This is a genomic window from Acinetobacter sp. WC-743 (genome assembly GCF_000335555.1).
GTDB lineage: Bacteria > Pseudomonadota > Gammaproteobacteria > Pseudomonadales > Moraxellaceae > Acinetobacter > Acinetobacter bereziniae.
The window spans coordinates 12,933-31,639 of sequence record NZ_AMFQ01000125.1 but is presented as its reverse complement, the minus strand read 5'-3'; the positions used below and the strand labels follow the sequence as shown (position 1 = coordinate 31,639).

Below are 18,707 nucleotides of genomic sequence, written 5' to 3'. Positions count from 1 at the left end.
TACTATCGTTACACTTATTTTTTAATATCACCATACTGATTCCATAAAATCATCATATGGTGATATTTTGCTAAAGTTTAAAGAAAACTAATGATGAGCACCGCATTTACGACACTCTTTAACCACAATATTATGACCAATTTCATATTCAAAACTGTGGATACACAATAATTTTCTGATTTTTTGCAACATCATCAAACTCCTTTTAGAAATCTCACATCATTTAAAGTTTCATCCTGAAACATCACTGTCTTAGAAAGACATGTGATATGTTTATCATATTTAAAAGTCTATGCGTAATAATTTTTTATTCGCCTTTAGTCGAAGACCATTATTTTTCTGTTTAAATTTTCAAATCATGATAATTTATCTAAATCATTGTTTTATATTGCTTTAAAAAATAAAAAATAGTTTAAAAAAAGATGATTTTTAAGCTTGATTTAATCTGACTTTTATATAGGATGAAATCATAGCTTCTTCTATTTGTCTTTACTTTTAATTTAGAAAGCTTTTGAGAAAATCAAAATTTAAGCCGATCAACAAGACTATAAAGGAATTTTTCATGCAAGGACGTATGATGCAACAACCATTGTTAATCAGCAGCTTGATCGAGCATGCTACACGTTATCATGGTGATACCGCAATAATTTCTAAAAATACCGATGGCACAATCACAAAAACAGATTGGACCCATGTCACTGAAAACGCAAAACGATTTGCCAATGCACTTAAAAATCTTGGGCTTCATTCAGGAGATCGAGTGGCGACAATTGCATGGAACAATCATCGCCATCTAGAATCATGGTACGCAATTTCAGGCAGCGGATTAGTCTGCCATACCATCAACCCTCGACTTTTTCCTGAGCAACTGATTTTTATTATCAATGATGCCCAAGATAAAGTGGTGTTATTTGATAAAACCTTTCTTCCCCTTATAATAGCTGTTAAAGCACACACGCCAAATGTTGAACACTTTGTTTATCTTGGTGCTTTTGATCAAGATGTAGTAGATGCGCTTCCTGATGCTAAATTTTATGATGTACTCATCGCAGAAAATGCGGGAGATTATGAATGGCCAAGCTTGGAGGAAAATACTGCAAGTTCATTATGCTATACCTCTGGTACGACAGGTAATCCTAAAGGTGCGTTGTATAGCCATCGTTCAACGATTTTGCATACTTATGCAATCTCGCTACCTGATTCTTTGAATTTATCAGCCAAAGACATTATGTTACCTGTCGTACCGATGTTCCATGTCAATGCTTGGGGAACACCGTATGCAGCAGCAATGGTCGGTTGTACCTTGATTTTGCCGGGTCCTGGTTTAGATGGTGCAAGTTTGGTCCAGATGATAGATGATTATAAAGTGAGCATTGCATTGGGTGTGCCTACCATTTGGCAAGGTTTACTTGCTGCTGCAAAACAATCAGGAAGCACACTGGAAAGCCTTAAACGAAATGTCGTAGGCGGTTCAGCATGTCCTCCTGCCATGATGAAAGCTTTTAGAGATAATTATCAGTGTGAAACAATTCATGCTTGGGGGATGACAGAAATGAGCCCTCTTGGCACTGGCAATCAGCTCAAAGCCAAACACCAAAATCTAAGTGCTGAAGAGCAATTTAAAATCCGCTTGTCTCAAGGTCGCCCACCTTTCGGTGTAGATTTACGGATTACCAATGAGGAAAATGGTACTCATGAAGTTGCTCGTGATGGGCATACGACGGGCAACTTGCAAGTGAAGGGACATTGGATCATTGAATCTTATTATGGAAAATCCGAAAATGCATTGAGTGCAGATGGCTGGTTCGACACAGGAGATATTGCGACAATTAATGAGGATGGCTATCTCATCTTGAGTGACCGCGCCAAAGACTTAATCAAATCTGGAGGTGAATGGATTTCTTCGGTTGAACTTGAAAATATTGCCATGAACCATCCTGAGATTGCGATGGCTGCGGTAATTGCTGCCAATCACCCAAAATGGGATGAGCGTCCAGTAGTGATTGCGATCAAACATCAAGGTGCACAAATCTCAGAGCAAGATTTGCTTGATTATTACTCAGATAAAATCGCCAAATGGCAAATCCCAGACAAAGTGGTATTCGTAGAATCTATTCCATTAACTGGCACGGGTAAAATGTTGAAACGTGATTTACGTGAACAATATGGCGATGTGTTATTAACAGATTAACTAAAACATCATGCCGATTTAAAGCATTAACTCAACTTAAAGCAGCCCATCATTAGATGGGCTGTTTATTTTTATCGAAATTTTGAAAACTTTTTAGATCAATAAAGTTAAATGATTTGAGCGGATTGTACTTGTTTAATGTTCTTTTTTATCTTTTGATTTTCATCAATATCAAAACAAAGTAGAAATGTCTCACCAGGAAAGATCACATTTTCATGTAATGTTTTTGTGGTTTGTATGATTGCCTCAATATCCACTTTGCCGAAGCCTTTCTGCAGACTAAAACCTAAAATATAGCAAGGTATATGTTTAAGATGTTGCACCTGCTTTTGTACCAACCAAACCTGTTGAATACCCGTATACTTTCTAAGTTGTTGTAATAAATCTTCTAATGCTTCTTGGGTCAATCCATGAGGCATGAAATGATCTCTGAAATTCACCTCTTCTCGTTCGCGCATTGCCAACTGTTCAAGTGCGATACGATCTGACATAAGTTGTTGATACTTTTCAGCTTCAGCAGCTATGCCTTGCTCTTGATAAAATTGGTAAAGCATTTCATAAACTGTTACTTGATAAAACTCATTCAATTGAGCTGATCTTTCTAAAATAGCACAACCATTTTGATCTTTGCGCTCCAACAAAAGACGACCATAGATATAATTAGCCAAAGCATTTTCTAGATCTTCCTCATATAGTTTTTTCATCAAATCAAATGCAATATCTGGTTGATGCAAAACTGTATCAGTAAGTTCTACTTGTGCAAATTTTTCATCCGTAGAGAGTGCTTCACCTTGCTCTAACTTTTCATTCAATTGTTTTAAATATTCTTTTTGTTGTTGAATATGCTGATGGTGTTGTTGCCAAACATCCAAAACGTTATTTTGCCATTGATGATCAAAAGTGGTGGTGATTTTTGACAGTTGGTCACCTAAAAGTAAATCGGCTGTATGCCCTTTTTCAGCAAATACCAACTGTGCTGTTTGCCCAATTGATTCTAAACGATCCATTAAGGATGGATGAGTATCCTCCAAATTGGTTTGTAATTTTAAAGACTGATCCAACCATTTCTTGGTTTTATGTGGTTCAGAAAATTCACTCAACTGATTAACGTATCCAAGGTATGGAGAAATTGTGGGTTTGGGCATATTTTCGGCATGCTTAAAGATGGTTGGCCAAAATTCCTCGCTTAAATAACATCCTACTACATTTACCGTAGTTAAGGTCTGTGCCACAGTTTCAGCAGATGTCAATTCTACGGAAATTTTATCAGCTTCATATTCATTTGCCCGTGCAACAGGGAAAGAAAAAGAAGCAAAATATGGCACAAACTTTTTAAAGAAGGGTCTAAAAATAATATCTATTCGACTGGCATTTTGCTCTACAAGTTGATAAAGCTGAGCCCAACGAATCCTTTGGCGATAAATCCAATTCGCTGTTTTAGCATGATTTTTAGACAAATGCCCAAACTCATGTGCGAGTACTGAAGTTAATTGCTGCACCGATAAAGATTGCATTAATGGTAAACCAATAATCAAATAATTTTCATACCATCCAAAAATCCCAAGTCGAGGTGTTTGAACGACGGCAGCATTAAAATCATCTGTAATGAGCACATGATGAAATGAAGGTGAATTTAATTTTAGACTTAAATTATTAATGATTTTAAATAACTCAGGCGCATCTTTTTCTTGAATAGCGATCCCTTGAGGTTTTTCTACACTAATCCAAAGTGATTTAACAATGACATATAGAAATATCGCAACTGGAATAATGATCTTAATGGCAAAAGCCTTTAAAACCAAAATAGATAGACAGGCTAAAATCAATAAAATCACCAAAACCACGACACCAAATGCTATATATAAATTTCCCAGCCATGCCAGTATTTTTACTTTACGGTGATACGTTTTGGGATTTTCTCGTAATTCTTGCTCAAGCCGAGCAACCGTTTCTTGGCTGTACATTGTTATTGTCCATATATTCTTTTCATGATTAGATTCTTTTATATCAATGACCCAATTTTGTTTCAATTGATTTAATCGAAAACTCAGACATTAAATTCTAATACTTACTTGCTCTTGTAATGGCAAGTATAAGTAAAAAATTTCAACACTCAAACCTCAACACGATTGAGATACTTCATTTCTCTAGACTTTAATCTCCCCTATAGGCTCTATTTATACAAATGTTAGATTGGCATGATTGTAGTTTGTTATTTTGAAATATCATCATTATTTTGAATCCTATAAACCCAATTCACATCAAGGAGTTTATGTAAACCTAGACATGATCGGAAAAATATGAAATCTTGCATCAGGACTCATATCACCTACACATTTTAAACATAAACTTTTAGCCATCCACAACAAAGCTGCTAATGTTATTTTTTATCATTTCCACTGTTAAAATAGAGAATAAAAACTGCAATGACAGATAAGCCAAACAACTCATCAGAATACTGTATAATTAAAGGACAAAAAAAAGAGGTGGGTAAAATGATAATCAGAAAAAGTATCTTTATAGCCGTCTCCACACTCGTTATGACTCAATATACAAATGCACAATCAGAAAAAGCAGCCAATGTTCAACTTTCAAAAATACAGCATGGAAGTAATCAATGGACCTCGCAAGTTGACTGTCAGGATGAACAAGACGCGATAAGAAATTTTCGTCATGCGAGCAGCGCAATCCGATGTTTTGATGAAAAAGGAAATAATACTGAGCAATCTATTGCGTTGGCAATTGCACGCCCATGGGAGGAAAGATACAGCAACAACAAACAAGGTACGTTAGTTACTACTGGTGAACTAAATCAAATCGCTTTGCATTATAATCGACTTGCCGATGAGCTAAATACAAGCAAATTCCACACTTATCCGTTTAGTCTAAGTAATCAATGTACAATTGCATTATACAGACTAAGGGCTTGTGCCTACAAAACAGCGGCTACAAGAAAAGAAGGTATTGCACGAGAGACAGCCAAACCTACTCCATAAAAACCAGCATCGGCTTATCCTCCTCAATCCATAGTAAAAATACATAAAATAATCATCGCTTTGACACAGTTGATCAATTTATTCCAAGAAAAAGCCCAAATATCGGATATTTGGGCTTTTAAAGTTATCAGATTAAATTTCTAAAAAATCCGAGTCCTTTTAAAACAACAGCTACGATTAAATTAGAAACGCCAGTGGTAGAACAAGTCGATGGCTTTTTCCAAAGACTGACTTGCTTCTAAGTACAAACGTTTATTCATTTGATAACGTAAAGTCAATTTATTGACTGGGGTAAATACACCAACACCATAACGAATATATAAGTCAGGTGTAATATAGCCCGTTAAACTCACTTGAGTATCATCACCTGTCCCTTGCGCATCAAAAGATAAACCACTTAGACCAAATGTTCGCCCAATCTGATTGGTAAACGCGCGCGTCCCGCCTAAGCCTAAACTGATCCCTGCTGCGGCAATGGTATTGTTCACATCAGACTTAAATCCTTCAGCATTGCTTAATCCGCTTGAACCTTCATTGATACGACCTGTAATCAACGCATTCATGGCTTCTTGGTCTGATAATCCTGCATCGTTATAAACCTGAATATTTGGACTCGAAGCTGTTCCAGTCACACGTAATCCGACTGTACTTCCCGAAATACTCTTATTGGTATCCACATCTAATGTCGGATTTGACAAAGGTCCGTTAAAACGTGCAATCGCTCGGTTTAGATCCAAACGTTGACCATAAGCTTCCACAGTCACTTTTTGACTGACGCCAATCGCACCATTGGCACGCATTGCTGTTTCCAAACCACGTTGTGAAAGATATAAACGTCCGACTAAAGGAATACGACTGTTAAAACCTTGGAAAATAACCTTATTACCCAAGTTTACTGAAACATCTGCACGAATCGACCATGGCTGTGCAGCCTTAAGTAAAGCAAGCTGATTTTGTCCTTCTTTCACAATACGTACATCTGGTGAAACATTGACCACTGTCGCACTTGATTCAGGCATTGAAATAAGTGCCTGAGGGACATCAACCTTGCCTTTCACCGTTAACTTCTTACTTAATGGTAATGCATCAAGCTCCATATCCGTATCAACAATTGCAGTGATTAAAGGTGCTTGGCGAATCAATAATTTATCACCTGTCAAACGCATTTGTACATGTGGATCATTTTTCCAGTCGACACTTCCACTAATTTTACCTACACCACGACCACTGTTGAAAGCTCCATTGATTGTGGCAACATCTTGGCGAATTGAAGTATAAAGCTGAATATTGTTTAAGTTTACTGGCAGTGAAATCATACTGATTTCACCATTTTTCAAACGCATTTCGCCATCAAATAACGGCTTTGTCAGCGTTCCATTGATCTTACCTGCCAATGACAAAGTTCCATCTAATTTACGCACATCCGCAATAAATGGTTTTAATATTTTCAGTTGAACTTCATTAAAAGCAACCTCTCCACGCATCGGTTTAGCATCGACATAAGGGTTGATTACAACGCTTGCATATCCCGTTCCCACATTCGGCGCTTTCAAATCAGTACGCAATAACAAACCATCTTTGATACTTTTCGCAATAATACTTGCTTCATCATAATTCATGGATGTTGACGGATCATTTGGATCTTCTGCTGCAATACCAATTTGCCCATTGCGTGTCACCAATTTGGCATCCAATTTAGGCTGTTGCCCTTGCGCCCATGATGCTTTTGCATAACCATTTAGCTTACCTGTAAGCGCTAAACCTTCTGGCATAAATGCAGCGAAGTCATTTAAGTCTAAATTTTTAGTGACAAATGAAACATTACCATGCTTCTGACTCGCACGAACTGGCTGGTCAAAACATAATTGGCTTTGTTGACTTAACCAACAATGTTGTCCGACATACAGTTCTGATTTAGCTGAACTGAAAATAATAGGTGCATGTTGTTGTTGCAATAAATGTGCACGCACAGAGTCAAATTCGCCTTTTTGCACTTGACCCAGCCAATCATTTTGGGCATTAAACCCACCCGCAAATTGCACATAGAACTTTGAATAATAGTTCCATGCTTGTAATTGTAGTAGATGAGCTTTGCGTGTTCCTGAAAGTGTAATACCTGCGTGTTGAATCTCACGGTTGCCACTACGCAAGGTTTCCATTTGCGCAACCATTTTAGAAGGCACAGTTTCTGAAGTCGGTAACTCACCTTTTAAGCTTAACTTCTTGATGCTTAAACTGTCATTGAGTCTAAAATCATCCACCGCGAGATTGGCTGTCGCACTTAAGCGAGGCTGTGCCTGTAAGTTTAAATAACCATGTGCTGTACCACGCAACCCTGGGTAAAGCTCATATAATGCAGGGGCATTTAATTTTAATCTTAAATTCTGTGCATTACCTGATGCTTGAACCTGATTGCTTGCATAAGACAAAAAGAGATTATTTGCTTCAAACTGTTGAGGCATCAAACCCTTAAGGTCAGAGTTCAACACGACTGCTAAATTACCACGCCCTCGCAGCGGTTTGTTGTTAATCATCCCTGCAATATTCAATTGTTGAATATTAATTTTCTTTAAACGATCTGACCAATTACCTTGTGTTTTGACATTGCCTGAAACTTCTCCACGCACTGACGAGACAAAGTATTGTGGTTTAAAACGAACTAAAGAAGCATTGATGTCCCAACCAATACCATTGCTGATATGCACCAAACCATTGGCTAAAATTTTTCCTGCAACACCATCATGTTGAAGTTCAGAAATTTTGATCAGCTCAGGTGTTCCTGCAACACGAATTTTGAGTAAACCACTGCCTTGCTTCATTTGCGCTGCATTTAAAGCACCATCATAATTCACAGCAAAACCTTTAAAGGCGCCTCCAGCTTTAGCATCATTGAAAATAATTGCAGCTGTGCTTTTACCCGTCAATTGAATGGTTTCAGCTTTAGCCTGATCAGCAATACGTCCCGTTAAGTTAATCGCATCCAAATTAATCAACTGTTGGTTTGGTTTCGCATAGCCATTGGCTTTGATTTGCCCATTTAACAAATCCACTGGTGCAGTTGCAACCACGCTCTGTGGATTAAAATCTTTTGCATTCAACAATGCATTCCACTTCAATTGACGTTTTTCAGTCGGTAATTCAACCACAGCATTTCCAGACAAGCTGCCTTTTGTTGCCATATATTCAAAGGCTGGAATATGTAAATCATTGCCTTTTAGGTCGACCTGAGCATTATATTTACCTGCTGGCAAACTGCCTTTTTCATGCTGACGTACTACAGTTGCAACATGAATATTCTGTTGCCCCTCTACAAGTGCAACATTGACTTGTCCCTGTTCACTACTCAACCAACCTACATAAGGCACAGCGCGATCGATGTTACTCCAATTTACACCCAGCAACATCGGTTCAGGTTTTTTACCCTTTTGTTCTGCTTGATCAAGTTTAACTTTCCACGATTCGTATTTATCAAAGTCCAAATTGGCTGTTAAATGCATACCTTGCTTTAACTCACCAACTGAAGCAATTTTTGCATCCAATGAAACTGGCAGAAAATCCTGAATCGCCTGAGATATCACTTTATCTTTTGGATTGAGTCGATCTAAACGCCCTTGTATATCCCAATGTACAACATCATGCCAGCCGACTAAACCAGTAAGGTTGACCGCCCCCCCCATGAGCTGACCATTTAAGTTATTGATATTGAGCTGATTGACCAAATCAGTATGTGCCAAAGCCGTATATTGACCTTGTGGAATATTTTTACCACTAATATCTGTGTTGAGTTCGAGATTTAGACCTTTTACATCCCCTTGAAATTTAGCTAAACCATTTTTAGATAAAAGTTCTTGGTCTAGCATCAATGGCCAATGATAATCTTTAAATATCAAAGCACCATTCATAGGTACATCATGTTGCATTGGATGAATAACTGCCCACCCCGTCAACAAATCTGGGGTTTTAGTCGCAACACCGGCTTTAATAGTGGCTAATGAACCACGGGCATGGACGTAAATATCTTCAACATTTAAACTTTTTAACGAAGGTAGACGAAGAATAGCTTTGGCATTGAGTGGGTAATCCCCTTGCTTAAAATCCATGTTTCCTGTGGCATCTTTGACCGACAAATAGCCCATGTCCATTTTTGAATTTTCAAACTTCAGAGCAGTCCCTGACCACAATGCATTTTCCAAATGAATATCATTGATATCTACTTTTGAAGAACTGGTCTGAAATTGCATATGATCCACATCTGCTTTGTCTAAACGCAAAACAAATGGCAATTTGATTTCACTGAATTTAAAAGGTTCATCACTTGGCGGACTTTTGCTGATAATTCTTAAATTATTGACATCCGCATGACTCAGATGAATTTCTTTTTCTAAAATTGCGCGCCATCCCAAAGAAATATCTGCACGATCAATTTTAACATCCACGGCAGTCAAGGTAACCAAGACATTTTTAAGAATGATTCCTTGCAGCAAATTTCCACTTTCATATTGATAAGTAATGATTTTTTGACTTGCAGCAACGCGATCTAATAAAAACTTACTGCCTTTATCAGTACTGAACATTACAGCCAAAGCAGCAATTAATAAAATAATGACCAAAAGTAAAGACATCAGAATATTACGTAATAAATTACGCTTCTTCGGGGTCATTTCTTGCTTGGGTTGATCATTTTGCTGTTCATTTTGAACATCTTGATGTTCTTCATCAGCCATAATATTTCCAGTAATTCTCTTATATTTTTAGTTAATTAAAGTTGCGAACCAATAAAGAAGTGCAAACGAATTGGTTTTGCTGGATCGGATATTCCAGATGCAACATCAATTCGAATCGGACCAATTGGTGACTTCCAACGTAGACCCACACCTACGCTATATTCAGTATCATTACTAAATGACTTGTCATAAGCATTACCAAAGTCACTAAATACTGCACCACGCCAACCATCTTTAAATTGATAATTGTATTCTAACGAGCCTACTGCTAAACCTTGTCCACCTACTTTATACCCATACTCAACAGGTGATAAACTTTTATAATCAAAACCTCTAAGACTTTGATCGCCACCAGCAAAGTATCTTAAGTTATAAGGTACTTTTTCGAAGTCTTTGGCAAAAATATAGCCCACATTCAGACCACCCACAATTTGATGGTTGTCATTTTCGCCAAAAGAATACAAACCTTTCCATTCAGCACTGGTAATTGCCATATCCGTATCAGAGAGTAATGACTGACTACCCAATTGGATTTTATAACTTTGTTTATAGCCACGTGTTGGATTGACACGATTATCACTGATCGTTTTGGTTGCTTCATAACCTAACAATAGTGATTCTTGCTCTTGATCGGAGCCTGGAATCAAAAATGCGTCAGGAATATTGGCTATATCGACAGGTCCATTTTGAGTGACTCGATCTAAACGATAACGCACACCCAGAATATGTTGCCACTCTTTACGTGATCCTTTAATGATGCGGTCAACCCCAGCTACAGCAGATTCAATGACCAAGTCCATGTCATTACCAATACCATCGCGAGTTTCGCGTTCATAACCAGCAACTAAACTGAAATAATCATTTAAAGGATGTTTATAAGGAATGTTATAACGCGCATCAATTGATTGACGAATCTGTGACAGCTCCATGTTTGCATCAAAGGAATGACCTAAATGATTGACAATGGCGCGTCTATACTGACCACGCAAACGGACGCCTGTATCTGTTCCATAACCAATACCTGTTTCTAGACTATTTAAACGATCAGCATTTAAAGTCACAATCACTGGGATTTTTTTGGTTTCGCGCGCTTTATCCTTGAGCTGATCCTCATCAGACTCTTTTTCTTTTTGCTGTGCTTGCAGCTGTTTTAAATTTGGGTTGGCTTCTTCGCCCTGAGTCCCGGCAAATTGATTTTCATTAACTACATTCTGGGTAACTTCTTTATCTGACAGATGTGCCTTATCAGCATCTGTTTGTGCTGCAAAAGTTGATTCAGCAACATGCTCCTGATCGACCAAAGCTTGTAAATCTGCTGGCAACTCCAGTGGTTTTACAATCGCATCAGGTTTAATCGCATCTACAAGCGTGTAATTAAAATAACGTGAGTTGGTGAGATTATTTGCCAGACCGTTGACACGCCAAGCCGTATAATCTGCACCATCTTTCCACGGTGCTAAAGTTTTTAAGATTTTTAAATCAATCGGTAACGGTTTAGAAGGGTCACTCATTCTAAACTCGACATCTTCTAATTTATAACGCTCGCCTGTTTCATACTTTAAATTAATCTGCGCTTTATTTTGTGGTTGCTCCACTTTGACATCATGCAAACGCCAATAACTATCAAAAAATCCATTATTGGAAGCTGCATCTGCTATTCTGGTTTTGGTGGTTTCATATAAACCATGATTCAGAATATCACCTTCATCCAAGTCAGGTAATACACCAATCACTTGGAACTGAGCAAGATTTGCACCAGGACCTGTGAACTCGATGTTTTGTTCAGTAACTTTTACAGGATCATTTGGAGTAACTTTTACACCTAAATGACTCTCATCAATTTTATTAAATCTAAATTGGGCATTGTAATAACCCACAGCTTGTGCAGCCTGAACTGCAAGTGTTCGCAATTGTGGCACTGAACCATTAAAATCAGAATAAGCTTCTTGAGTAAAAGTTCCGAGTTTGGCTTTTAAGTTGTTTGCCAAAACAGGAGGTGCGCCTGAGACAGAGACACTGATTTTTGCAATCGGTGCGCCGTTGTCCTGTGGTCCGCGAATTTTATTGACAAGATTTCTAAAGAAACCTTTTTTAGGTTGCTCTTCCTCTGGAAGATTCGCGTTATGATCAACCAGGGTTTTCCCAGCTTCATTTTCCTGAACAGAAATTTGGTTATCTGCACGAATCGTTTGTATCAATTGATCAACATTGACTGGGGCTTGAGTGATCTCGGTTAACTCTTGTTGTGTGGCGTTACTGACTTCAACCTCAGGCGTTTTGCTCATGCCATTACGAAAATTTTGTGCTTCGGTTTTAGCCTGCTCTGCCACACTGTAAATTTCGTTTGCCATAGACTGGTCAACACTGACCGCGGGTAAATCTTCCAAGTCCTCAAATTCAATCGGTTTGAAATAATCCTGAACACCAATATTCTGCTGTTGCTGTTCAAGCATCTTTGCACTATCAAATTGTTCGGGCTGCTGTTGAGCCTGTTTTACTTTCTCATCGAGTTGATCAATTTTCTCGTTCGATAAGCCTTCTTGTCTTGCTGCCGACTCTAATTGTTCTTGATCATGTGTAATATTTACAGTACTTGAGTTTATGTTCTGACTATTCTGTGCTTGCTCTGCGTAACTCACGGGTACTGCAAAAATACTTAAAAAAACACTTGAACATATCAGTTTATTGATATGATAACGATCAAAGTGTAAATGAACACTATGTGAAAGCACAGATTTTTTAAAATTAATTTTTGCTGGCATACCACGCTCGAATGACCTAAATTTATTTGTAGAAAGATCCATGATTAAAAATCTTTCAAATACTCAAACCAATTGGTTTTACACATGATTTAAGGTAAAAACATGATACATGATTTTGAGAGATAGTTACCATTTCAACACATTTCTTATATATAACTAAATGAAGTCTTCTACAATGGAAAAAAATGAGCATATTTTAGGGACCCGACGTTTTTTACCGATGTTCCTCACCCAATTTTTTGGCGCTTTAAACGACAATGTGTATAAACAGTCCTTATTGCTCGTCATTACCTATGGATGGATTCAGCAACAATCAGCAAGTGTAAGTACCTTAAATAATCTTGCCGCACTTCTATTTATTTTACCCTATTTCATCTTTTCTGCGACAGCGGGTCAAATTGCGGATAAGTATGAACGTTCATTTTTAGTCAGAAATATTAAAATTCTTGAAATCATTATTATGCTGATTGCTTCGGCAGGTTTTTTATTGGGTAATTTGTGGATTTTACTGTTTGCTTTGTTTTTAATGGGTACTCACAGCACCTTCTTTGGTCCAATCAAATATGCAATTTTGCCTGAAATTTTAAAACCAAACGAGTTAATGTCGGGAAATGCTTTATTTCAGTCAGGAACATCCATTGCTATTTTGATCGGGATGATTTTGGGTGGCGCGGTTATATCACTCTCTCAAGGACATATGATTTGGATTTGTCTAACCATTGTCTCAATCGCTGTAGTGGGCTATATATCGAGCCGCTTTATTCTCAAACAATCAACCACCAACACTGATTTAAAAATTGACTGGAACTTCTTTAGAACCAGTTTCGAAACCATTCGCTATGCAAAAAGTTTGCCTTTAATCTTTATGGTTCTTTTAGGTAATTCTTGGTATTGGTTCTACGGCGCAACCTACCTGACGCAAATTCCTCAATTGACCCAACAAAACCTGCATGGCAATGAAAACGTGGTGAGTTTACTCCTGACGTTTTTCTCTGTGGGAATCGGTGTTGGTTCATTATTATGCCGCAAAATTGGTGGTACTGAAGTGAATATCAAAATGGTGCCATTGGGTGCGATTGGTTTAACTTTATTTGCAATTTACCTTGCAGGCAGTCTGGCTTTTGTTCCTGAACGTACAGGTGATTTGATTTCCGTTACAGATATGTTTAGTTCTGGTGCCCCTTACTATCACGTGATGTTGGCAGTGACTTTACTGGGGATTAGTGGGGGTTTTTATATCGTTCCCCTATATGCCATGATGCAAGCATATGCACCAAAATCACATCGAGCACGCGTTGTTGCTGCAAATAATATCTTTAATGCGATATTCATGGTTTCATCGGCGATTTTTTCTATTATCATCTTAAGTATCTTAAAAATAGATATTAAAATTCTATTTTGTATTACTGCTGTGTTAAGCGCATTGTTTAGCACATGGTTATTAATTCGTTTAAAGCCATTAATCGCAACCACTCAAGTTTCTTTGGAGGACTAATATGCGTCAATATACGGGCATTGATAAATTGATTCATTCTTTTGATCAAGCGTTAAGAAGCTTAGTTCCTGGAGCGACATCTGCACAAAGAGCCAATCCATCCACTGAGACTGAAACTCAACTCGCTGTTAGTGAAGCACGCCATGTAGCAGGTTTAATGCGGGTCAACCACAGTGGTGAAGTCTGCGCACAAGCCCTTTATCATGGACAAGCACTGACTGCAAAACTTCCCAATGTGCGTCGTGAAATGGAGTTTGCTGCCATTGAAGAACAAGATCATTTGGCATGGTGTGAGGATCGTTTAAAAGAGTTGGACAGTCATACCAGTTTACTCAATCCCGTATGGTATGGACTTTCATTTGGTATGGGGGCACTTGCTGGTATCGCGGGCGATAAATACAGTTTAGGCTTTGTGGCTGAAACTGAACGCCAAGTGAGCCTTCACTTGCAACACCATATCAGTCAGCTCCCTGCTCAAGATGAACGCTCGCGTAAGATCTTGGTACAAATGAATGAAGATGAATTACATCATCGTGATACAGCATTAACTGCTGGTGGTGTAGAACTTCCAATCCCTGTTAAAATTACCATGACTGCCATTTCAAAACTGATGACCAAAACCAGTTATTATATTTAATGGCAGTATCTAAAAAAATAAGCCCTTGAATTGGGCTTATTTTTTAACTTTATTTTTGAAAATTTTAACTGTTCTAAATATTTAGCTGCTAAACAAAACCACATCTTTATTCTGATTAAATATCACTCTTGACCAAATATCAACTGGGCACTATCAGGCGCCAATTTTGCTGTTTGTACTGGTAATAAAGATGGATTTAAGGGATATTTTTTCCCATCAAATTTTAACATCACTTGCCCATGCTGATGTGTATATATAAACAGTTGCTTCCAGCCGTTGTGCATATAACTGGTCACATATACAGGTGTGTCTACCAAAGTGGTTTTGCTTAAAAACTCAAACTGCTGATTTGCTCCACCTTTAAAGACCAACATAGTACAGCCCCCAGAGCCACACCAATCCTGTCCGCTTAGAAGGACAATCGCATCCTCCACTCCATCTTGATTCAGGTCATTAAATGCAACATTAAATGTAGGCTGACCCTGAGTATAACTTTCTACTTGCTGTTTTAAGTGTATCTCACGCTGTTGCAATGATAACGAACTTGTCGATTTAGCAGGTTGCTTTTGTGGTTTTTCATGACTTGTTGTACAAGCACTTAACAAAAATGCAGCACTCATTAAAATCATAGATCGAATATTCATATGTACTCACCTTATGCGGGTAGATCAATCACAGGAAATTGATGAAGTGGATAGCTGAATCGTACATCTTGCCAAAGATCAAACATTGGGATTTTAACGTCCAAAGCCAGTGGAAGTTTTTTGGGATTAAAATGCATTGTATTTAACTCCGCTCCCCAAGCAATTAAATCAATATCCAAAGAAATATGATGAGATGGTCGGGTACGTCCTGACTCTGCTTCCATCTGTTTTAATTGACAGATCATCTGATCGACTGATAAATGGCTTTTTAATAAACAGGCAGCATTCCAATAATCTGCACCAATTCCATCACGACAAGGAATTAAATAAATTGGAGAAAAAACAGCTTCCCCCAGTTTTTTAATTTGAGTCCATGATTTTTGAAAATGATGTTGTGGTTGATTATTACTGGCTAGCGCTAGAGCGAATATCGTTTCGGTGGCGTTCAAGACGAATTCCTACAGAATTTGCTTGCGGGATAATAGCAGGCTTACGGATGGTAATCATAATCGATTCAATCGCAGGAAAGGTAGAGAAAAGCGCATTTAACACCAATTTCGCCGCATGTTCGATCAATTTTGGGGCAGCATCTTGAATCACTTTGGCTGAAATTTCACAAATCTCAGCATAATTTAACGTATGTTCAAGTTCATCAGAATTTGAAGCTTGCTCTAAACTGGTTTGAATATGCAAATCAAGCATTAAAGGCTGGATAATTTGACGTTCCCAGTTAAAACAGCCAACAATAGTATCGACTTTCAAACCTTCAATAATAATTGCATCCATGATTTTAAAATTTCTCTTATTCAATGAAAAACCCTTGCGAAAATGTATTTATCAAGACTTGTCGTCAATCTTTCAAATACTTTTCACAAGGGGCGCTTCATATTAATGCTTTAATAATGATGCTGGGTCGATATTTTGAATCATCTGCAAACGTTGGTCAGCATAGATATCTGTATAGGGTGCAAGTACTCGCATAAAACGATCAAAATACAGCATTTGCTTAAACAATAAAGCAAAATCACGTGGGAAACGTATACCATGACGCTCCCCGACAGCAACCATATCCATCATGATATCGTTAAGATCAGATGGATTTGAAGTCATGATTTGCTGAGGATCAGCAAGCAATACACCACTAAATAAACGTTCCAAATCGTCTGCTAAAACGTGAGTGTCAATTTGAGTACTGGTCATACCCATTTGCAACATATTTTCAGCCATCAGTTTGTAATCGGTCTTTTGCAATGCATCCATAAATGCCATACATGCTTGCCAAACTTCAGGTTTTAACTGCCCCACGATCCCAAAGTCGATAAAGCCAATTCGTCCATCTTCTAACAACATTAGGTTGCCTGCATGTAAATCTGCATGGAAAGATTGGCACAGCATTAAACTACCAAACCAAGTATTCATTGCTGTAATCAGTACCTGCGAAGGGTCTTTAGCAACTTTTTTGACTACTTCAAAATCTGTCAGTGGTACACCATATAAACGTTGCATTGTAAGAACACGACGAGTAGAAAATTGATGATAAACCTTAGGAGCTGTTGCAGCAGTATTTCGAGAGACATTCAAATAATTGACAAAATCATCTAAATTTTTAGCTTCTTCAATAAAATCAACTTCACGAACCATACGTGTTTTGATTTCTTCAACAATGTCAGCCAAAGAAGCAAACTTAACTTTAGGTATTGCTTTTTCCAAAACCTTGGTTGCCCAATGTAAAACGTTTAAATCAGTATAAAGAATGGTTTCTACACCAGGCTTTTGAACTTTGATTACAACATCTTCGCCAGTGACTAAACGTGCAGCATGCACTTGTGCAATGGATGCTGAAGCTAATGGCTTTTCATCAATAGAAGCAAATATTTCTGACAAATCACGCCCTGCAAACTCTTGTTGCAACACACCTTGTACATAACTAAATGGTAAATAAGGGGTCTGATCCAAACAACCTTGAAACTCTTCAACATATTCACGAGGAAATAATGAGGGTGTACTGGCAATAAATTGACCTAATTTAATATACGTTGAACCTAATGATTCAAAGGTTTCACGCATCAACTTGGCATTACTGGGTTTTTCTGTGGCATATTTAATGCCTGCTTTCGCTGCAATTACAGCCGTTTCCCCAACGCGGGCGACTGAACGCAGACCATCGAGAAAGATATTATTTTTCATAATGTCAACATTAAATTGAGTTTGTAGGAGTTTAACAAATTAATCAGCGTTTGCAGTATGGCTAAGCTGACAGTTTGTACAATCTTGATCTTTTTCAAAGGATAAAATTCGTTGTTTCATTGTTAAACCATCCCACAGCAATAGTTTTTGCTTGAGCGGTATTCTTCCCAGACCAAGGTATAAAAGTGCATGATGTGCCTGTAAACTGGCGATGACATTTGGAGTTGTCGCTAATACGCCAGAGTCCGCACAACGTAAGCTTTCATTGTGCTGCTGCCCTTTGGGAAATAGGCACTCATAACAAGCTGAATCCCCTTCAACCATAAAGAGCTGACCTTGAAAACCAATTGCGGAAGCACTAATCAAAGGAGTTTGAGCATGTGTACAGGTTTGATTGACAAGATAACGTGTAGCAAAGTTATCACAACCATCAAGCACCAAGTCTTGTTGTGAGATCAGCATTTGTGCATTCTGTTGATCAAGCCGGTTGGTATAATGCTCTACTTGAATAAAGGGATTAATCTGTTGCAATCGTTTGGCTAATATTTCTGCTTTATAGAAACCAATATCTGGCTCAACATAGGCAATCTGTCTTTGTAAGTTACTTATTTCTATAATATCTGCATCAATCAGGCTAATTTTACCTACACCTGCGCGTGCCAATAGCTCAGCTGTAGTACAGCCAATCCCACCGCAGCCTACGATCAGGATATTGGCAAGCTTTAATTTTTCCTGTGCCTCTAAATCCCAACCATCTAATAAAATCTGGCGCGAATAAAGGTGCATTTCAGATTCGTTCAGTTCTAAATCCATATCCATCATGTACTAAAAATAATTCCGCTGTTCCCATCTGCAATATAACATTTTCAAGGTTTATCACGTAGAACATTGTAAAAATGAATCTGAAATAAGTGCTTGAACAATAGTATTTGCTCAATGAACTATCCAAAGTAGAAAGTTGCTAAATTATTTTATTTATCGCAAATATTTTTCAAGTATTATTTCAATATTGAAAATTTATAAATTTCATTCTACATTAGCTTAGAAAAAAATTTCACACTGAGTATGGCT

General features: G+C 37.8%; 12 protein-coding genes. 4 read left to right on the top strand and 8 right to left on the bottom strand.

Translation table 11 applies throughout. The features are described 5' to 3' along the window. Nucleotides 1-562 precede the first annotated feature (562 nt). The gene (locus tag ACINWC743_RS18710) at nt 563-2,191 is read left to right on the top strand and encodes a long-chain-fatty-acid--CoA ligase (RefSeq protein WP_009586601.1); all 1,629 of its coding nucleotides are present in this window, start codon (nt 563-565) and stop codon (nt 2,189-2,191) included. A gap of 107 nt (nt 2,192-2,298) precedes the next feature. Here the strand turns inward: ACINWC743_RS18710 and ACINWC743_RS18705 are convergent, their stop codons facing one another. Then, entirely contained in the window at nt 2,299-4,155 is a 1,857-nt protein-coding gene (locus ACINWC743_RS18705) for a M48 family metalloprotease (RefSeq protein ID WP_009586600.1), read from the bottom strand. 462 nt (nt 4,156-4,617) lie between these two features. Between ACINWC743_RS18705 and ACINWC743_RS18700 the strand changes: the two genes are divergently transcribed. Then, a complete protein-coding gene (locus ACINWC743_RS18700) occupies nt 4,618-5,187 on the top strand; it encodes a hypothetical protein (RefSeq protein WP_228129118.1) in 570 nt (189 codons plus the stop codon). Nucleotides 5,188-5,369: 182 nt separating this feature from the next. On the opposite strand, the gene ACINWC743_RS18695 is transcribed toward ACINWC743_RS18700, so the two are convergent. Both ACINWC743_RS18695 and ACINWC743_RS18690 read right to left on the bottom strand, forming a co-directional pair. After that, nucleotides 5,370-9,911 carry a translocation/assembly module TamB domain-containing protein gene (locus ACINWC743_RS18695; RefSeq protein ID WP_009586605.1) on the bottom strand — a complete coding sequence of 1,514 codons (4,542 nt, stop codon included), beginning with the start codon at nt 9,909-9,911 and terminating at the stop codon, nt 5,370-5,372. Nucleotides 9,912-9,946: 35 nt separating this feature from the next. Next, on the bottom strand, nt 9,947-12,673 hold the full coding sequence (locus ACINWC743_RS18690; RefSeq protein ID WP_035301451.1) for an autotransporter assembly complex protein TamA: 2,727 nt from the start codon (nt 12,671-12,673) through the stop codon (nt 9,947-9,949). 175 nt (nt 12,674-12,848) lie between these two features. Here ACINWC743_RS18690 and ACINWC743_RS18685 point away from each other — a divergent pair, with 175 nt between their 5' ends. Together ACINWC743_RS18685 and coq7 are read left to right on the top strand one after the other, a co-directional pair. Further along, nucleotides 12,849-14,168 carry an MFS transporter gene (locus ACINWC743_RS18685; protein WP_009586570.1) on the top strand — a complete coding sequence of 440 codons (1,320 nt, stop codon included), beginning with the start codon at nt 12,849-12,851 and terminating at the stop codon, nt 14,166-14,168. Nucleotide 14,169: 1 nt separating this feature from the next. Beyond that, nucleotides 14,170-14,805 (top strand): 2-polyprenyl-3-methyl-6-methoxy-1,4-benzoquinone monooxygenase, encoded by a 636-nt coding sequence (coq7, locus tag ACINWC743_RS18680; RefSeq protein WP_004831102.1) that lies wholly within the window; start codon nt 14,170-14,172, stop codon nt 14,803-14,805. Between the two features lie 122 nt (nt 14,806-14,927). Here coq7 and ACINWC743_RS18675 read toward each other — a convergent pair whose 3' ends face one another. From ACINWC743_RS18675 to ACINWC743_RS18655, 5 genes are all read right to left on the bottom strand, one after another. After that, nucleotides 14,928-15,449, bottom strand: coding sequence for a hypothetical protein (locus tag ACINWC743_RS18675; RefSeq protein WP_004831103.1), 522 nt, complete (start codon nt 15,447-15,449; stop codon nt 14,928-14,930). Nucleotides 15,450-15,460: 11 nt separating this feature from the next. Further along, nucleotides 15,461-15,898, bottom strand: coding sequence for a 2-amino-4-hydroxy-6-hydroxymethyldihydropteridine diphosphokinase (locus ACINWC743_RS18670; protein WP_005029423.1), 438 nt, complete (start codon nt 15,896-15,898; stop codon nt 15,461-15,463). Continuing rightward, a complete protein-coding gene (folB, locus tag ACINWC743_RS18665) occupies nt 15,855-16,235 on the bottom strand; it encodes a dihydroneopterin aldolase (RefSeq protein ID WP_009586560.1) in 381 nt (126 codons plus the stop codon). The genes ACINWC743_RS18670 and folB overlap by 44 nt, the downstream gene beginning before the upstream one ends. A gap of 102 nt (nt 16,236-16,337) precedes the next feature. Beyond that, nucleotides 16,338-17,636 (bottom strand): ABC1 kinase family protein, encoded by a 1,299-nt coding sequence (locus ACINWC743_RS18660; RefSeq protein WP_005029427.1) that lies wholly within the window; start codon nt 17,634-17,636, stop codon nt 16,338-16,340. A 39-nt stretch (nt 17,637-17,675) separates the two neighbouring features. After that, entirely contained in the window at nt 17,676-18,458 is a 783-nt protein-coding gene (locus tag ACINWC743_RS18655; protein WP_009586594.1) for a HesA/MoeB/ThiF family protein, read from the bottom strand. Nucleotides 18,459-18,707: the final 249 nt, after the last annotated feature.